Here is a 4825-nt window from a genome sequence, read left to right as displayed (position 1 = left end):
GCGCTGGCCGCCGCCGCCGTCCTGCTCGTCCTGCTGCCCCGCCGGACCGCCGGGGGACGGCCCCCCGTCCCCGGCAGTCCGGGGCGCCGGGAGGTTCTGACCGCGGGCGCCGTCGTCGCGCTCTCGGCCGGTCTCGGCCCGGGCGCCCGGTACCTGTCCGACCGGCGGACCGACGTCGGCGCCGCCCGCGCGGCCGTCGTCCTCCCGCCACCGGCCCGCCCCCTGCCGCCGCTGCCGCCCGCCGCCGGGCCACGGATCCCCGGCCTCCCCCCGCTGCGCACGCCGACCGCCGACTTCTACCGCGTCGACACGGCCCTGACCCTGCCCCGGATCGACCCGCGCGACTGGACGCTGCGGATCCACGGCCTGGTCGACCGGCCCCTGGAACTGTCCTTCGACGAGCTGCTCACGCTGCCGATGGAGGAACTCGACCACACCCTGACCTGCGTCTCCAACGAGGTCGGCGGCCCGTACGCGGGCACCACCCGCTGGCTCGGGGTCTCGCTGCCGGGCCTGCTGCGCCGAGCCGGTCTGCGGACCGGTGCGGAGCAGTTGCTCGGCCGCTCCGAGGACGGCATGACCATCGGCACACCCGTGGAGTCGGTCCTGGACGGCCGCGCCGCCCTGCTGGCGATCGGCATGGACGGCGCGCCGCTGCCCGTCGAACACGGCTTCCCCTGCCGCACCGTCGTCCCGGGCCTCTACGGCTACACCTCCGCCACCAAGTGGCTGGTCGACCTGGAGGTCACCACCTTCGCCGCCCGCGACCCGTACTGGGTGCAGCGCGGCTGGGACCGCACCGGCGAGGTGCGCACCGCCTCCCGCATCGACGTGCCCGCCGCCTTCGCACGGGTACCGGGCGGGGACGTCACCGTCGCCGGCACGGCCTGGGCGACCCACCGCGGCGTCGCCGCCGTGGAGGTCCGCGTCGACGGCGGGCCCTGGCAGGAGGCGGTGCTCGCCGCCGACGCCGGGCCCGACGTGTGGCGGCAGTGGCACCACACCTGGCGCTCGGCCGCGCCCGGTACGCACCGCCTGGAGGTCCGCGCCACCGACGCGACCGGGGCCGTCCAGGAGGAGACCCGCAGACCGCCCTTCCCGGCCGGTGCGACGGGCTGGCACAGCACCGTCGTCACCGTCCTGTGAACCGTCCGCCCCCCGCTCCGAGCGGGACGGCACCACCCATCCGAAAGAGAAAGAAATCGATGACCACCATCCTGCGCCGCAAGCCCGTCACCGCCCTGCTCGTCGGCGGCGTCCTCGCCGCCACGCTCACCGCCTGCGGGGGCGACGACAGCTCCACGGCGGCCGGCCCGGCGCCGACCGCGGCGGCCGCGACCACCGGGGCCGCGAACCCGGTACCCGTGCCGGACTCCCCGGCCGCCCAGAGCACGGCCGGGGCGAGCACGGCCGGACAGGCGATGACCGGGCAGCCGTTCGGCGTCGCCTGCACCGCCGTCCCCAAGGACGGCGCCGGCTCCTTCACGGGCATGGCCGCCGACCCGGTCGCCACCGCCGCCTCCAACAACCCGCTGCTCTCCACCCTCGTCACCGCGGTCAAGAAGGCCGGTCTCGTCGACACCCTCAACTCCGCGAAGAACATCACCGTCTTCGCCCCCACCAACGACGCCTTCGCCAAGCTGCCCAAGGCCGACCTCGACGCCGTCCTCGCCGACAAGGACAAGCTCACCAAGATCCTCACCTACCACGTCGTCCCGCAGCGCCTGGCCCCGACGGCCCTGACCGGCGCGCACAAGACCCTGGAGGCCGACGAGGTCACCGTCACGGGTGCCACGCCCGAGTTCGCCGTCAACGGGTCCGCCAAGGTCCTCTGCGGGAACGTGCAGACCGCCAACGCCACCGTCTACATCGTCGACACCGTGCTGATGCCCGCCTCCTGACCCTTCGTCGCCCCACCGACCGCGGTCCCCGGCCCCATGTCCCAGGGCCGGGGGCCGCGTCCACCGGGCGAACGGCCCCTCACTCGTGCGGCCCGGCCTCCAGCGCGGCACGCAACGCCCCCGCGACGACCATGACGCCCAGATCGACGACGACCCCCTCGGCGTCCCACACGCCGTCGTCGGTGATCATCAGGCCGATCAGAGCCAGGTCGCCGGCGTCATTGCGCAGTTCGTACTCCGCGATGGTCTCCTCGCCGACCTCGCCCAGCTCGTCGCGGTCCCAGGCGGCGACCGCCGACTCGGCGACGGAGCGCGGCAACCGCACGGTGATCCGGCCGACCTGGGGATCGAGATGGGCCCCGATCGCCGCCAGCACGGCACGGTCCCGCTGGTACCTCACGTACTGTTCGCGATCTTCCATGGGGCCGAGCCTACCCAGGCCGATCGGGGCCCCGGTGCGGAAGCCGGTGAACGGCGGGGGCGGTGGCCCTCCGTGAGAACGCCCGGCAGCCGAAACGACCAACTCCCCGCCGGACACCGGCGGGGAGACCGTCGCCAGGGTATGGTCGGCGGCGCGACGTCACGACGACGCGGCTCGGCCACGCCCTGCCACGGCTCGCCGCCGGCGTCGACGCGCGCACGTTCGCATGCCCGACGGGCCGGGAGAGTCGGGGTGCTAGGCGATCCGGGCCCAGGCCGTCCAGCTGCCGTTCGCGGCGTGGCTCCGGGCCCAGAGGCCGCCGTCCGTGCCCCTCGCGCCGACCTCGAACTGGCCCCCGCCCGTGTCCGAGGCGATGATGCCGACGCCACCGATCAGGTAGCCGCCCAGGGACGTCCAAGCGGTCTTCTTGCCGGCCGCGCTGCTCGAACGCGTCCACACGGCGTGGTCGGTGCCGATGACGAACACCTGTCGGCGACCGTCCCGGTAGCCGTACTCGGCCATGCCGGGCTGGCCGAATTCGCCGCCGCAGAGGTACTCGCCGCCCCAGGCCGGGCTGGTGCAGTGCATCGGCTCCGCCACCGCGCTGGCGGGCGCGGCCATCGACGCGACACCGGCGAGAACGGCGGCGGCCATCGCCGTCTTGATCTTCTTCACGGGCACTCCTCAGTAGCGCGGACCGGAGCCGCCCGTCCGGCGGACGGCTTCCTCTGTCGAGGTGACGGCTGCTCAGGGCCGAGGGGTTCACCGGGCCTTCGCGGGGTGCGCGTTCGCGCAACCGCGCGGTGCCGCCGGGGCAGGCCGTGGCTCGCCTCCCCGCCGCCCGCCCGCCCGTCCCGGGTCGGCGAACCCCGAGCGCGTCCTGTTGAGGGCGAATGGCGTGCGTCACATACTGCGGGCATGACGGATGAGTTCAGGCGGCGGATGGAGTCCACCTCGACATGACACGAATCATCGCGGACATCTCGGTCTCCCTCGACGGCTTCGTCACCGGACCGGACCCGGGCCCGGACAGCGGGCTGGGCACCGGCGGCGAGGCGCTGCACACCTGGGCGTTCTCCGACGACCCCGACGACCGCCGGCTCCTGCGCGAGGCGACCGGCCGTTCGGGCGCCGTCATCCTCGGCCGCCGGCTCTTCGACCTGGTCGACGGGCCGCACGGCTGGGACGACGAGACCGGGTACGGCGCCGAGGAGGTCGGCAAACCCGCCTTCGTCGTCGTGACGAGCTCGCGGCCGGAGTCGGTCCGACTCGGCACGCTCGACTGGACGTTCGTCACCACCGGTCTGCCCGATGCCGTCACCGCCGCGCGCCGGCACGCCGAGGCGGCTTCCGCGAGCAGCGGCCGGGACCTCGACGTCGTCCTGATGGGCGGGGGCGCCCTGATCCGCTCGGCGCTGGACGCCGGCCTGGTCGACCTGCTGTCGCTGCACCTGGCCCCCGTCCTGCTGGGCGCCGGCACACCCCTGTTCACCGGCGCGGTGCCGCGCACCCTGGTACAGCGGAGCGTCCTCGCGACATCGACCGCGACGCACGTGACCTACGACGTCCACTGACGGCGCGTTCCCCAGGCGCCCGGCCGGCCGCGGGAGGGACCGGAGTACCGGTCCCTCCCGCGTCCCGACGTCGCCAACGGCTCGTCGGCCCGCTTTCAGCCCCCGGCGAACCGGCCCTGGACCCCCCGGTCGGCCCCTGGCCGGGGCGTCACTCGAAGCGCGCGGGGTCGCCGGCGCCGCGCCGGACGATCTCCGCCTCGCCGCTGGAGAAGTCGACGACCGTCGTCGGTTCCGTGCCGCAGTCGCCGGAGTCCACCACGGCGTCCAGCACGTGGTCGAGGCGCTCCTTGATCTCCCACCCCTGGGTCAGGGGCTCGTCCTCGCCGGGGAGGAGCAGGGTGCTGGAGAGAAGGGGCTCGCCGAGTTCGGCGAGGAGTGCCTGCGTGACGACGTGGTCGGGGATCCTGACCCCCACCGTCTTCTTCTTCGGGTGCATCAGCCGGCGCGGGACCTCCTTGGTGGCGGGGAGGATGAAGGTGTAACTGCCCGGCGTCGCCGCCTTGATGGCGCGGAAGACGGCGTTGTCGATGTGGACGAACTGGCCCAGCTGGGCGAAGTTCTCGCACATCAGGGTGAAGTGGTGGCGGTCGTCGAGCCGCCGGATCGTCCGGATCCGTTCGAGGCCCTCGGTGTTGCCCATGCGGCAGCCGAGGGCGAAACAGGAGTCGGTCGGGTACGCGATCAGGGACCCGGAACGGAGGCTCTCGGCCACCGTGCCGATGGTGCGGGCCTGCGGGGACTGCGGGTGAACGTCGAAGTACTTCGCCATTGGCCGACCCTACGGGATCCACGGGCCGCCCCGCGCCCGGCCCGCGCCGGAGGCCGGAGTCTTCCCCCGGCAGCCGGCGCGGGCCGGGCGCACGTGCGCTCCTTCCGGAGGGCGGCCCGGGCCCCGGCGGGACACGGTCGCGGCGGCGGTGGTCCACCGG

General features: G+C 74.5%; 6 protein-coding genes. 3 read left to right on the top strand and 3 right to left on the bottom strand.

What is annotated here, in order from left to right; genetic code table 11:
• Window positions 1-1146: molybdopterin-dependent oxidoreductase (locus ACFWA9_RS38240; protein WP_380394013.1), on the top strand; the 1146-nt coding region annotated here is incomplete at its 5' end.
• Between the two features lie 59 nt (window positions 1147-1205).
• On the top strand, window positions 1206-1901 hold the full coding sequence (locus ACFWA9_RS38235; protein WP_352286814.1) for a fasciclin domain-containing protein: 696 nt from the start codon (window positions 1206-1208) through the stop codon (window positions 1899-1901).
• Between the two features lie 79 nt (window positions 1902-1980).
• Here ACFWA9_RS38235 and ACFWA9_RS38230 read toward each other — a convergent pair whose 3' ends face one another.
• Window positions 1981-2322 (bottom strand): hypothetical protein, encoded by a 342-nt coding sequence (locus ACFWA9_RS38230; RefSeq protein WP_352286817.1) that lies wholly within the window; start codon window positions 2320-2322, stop codon window positions 1981-1983.
• A 255-nt stretch (window positions 2323-2577) separates the two neighbouring features.
• The gene (locus ACFWA9_RS38225; protein ID WP_380394010.1) at window positions 2578-2997 is read right to left on the bottom strand and encodes a hypothetical protein; all 420 of its coding nucleotides are present in this window, start codon (window positions 2995-2997) and stop codon (window positions 2578-2580) included.
• Between the two features lie 284 nt (window positions 2998-3281).
• Between ACFWA9_RS38225 and ACFWA9_RS38220 the strand changes: the two genes are divergently transcribed.
• Window positions 3282-3896, top strand: a complete 615-nt coding sequence (locus tag ACFWA9_RS38220) for a dihydrofolate reductase family protein (RefSeq protein ID WP_380394007.1) — start codon at window positions 3282-3284, stop codon at window positions 3894-3896.
• Window positions 3897-4044: 148 nt separating this feature from the next.
• Here ACFWA9_RS38220 and ACFWA9_RS38215 read toward each other — a convergent pair whose 3' ends face one another.
• Window positions 4045-4665 (bottom strand): L-threonylcarbamoyladenylate synthase, encoded by a 621-nt coding sequence (locus tag ACFWA9_RS38215; RefSeq protein WP_380394004.1) that lies wholly within the window; start codon window positions 4663-4665, stop codon window positions 4045-4047.
• Between the last annotated feature and the right edge of the window lie 160 nt (window positions 4666-4825).

The sequence above is a fragment of the Kitasatospora sp. NPDC059973 genome (assembly GCF_042737525.1).
GTDB lineage: Bacteria > Actinomycetota > Actinomycetes > Streptomycetales > Streptomycetaceae > Kitasatospora.
This window is presented reverse-complemented; position numbering and strand designations above follow the sequence as displayed.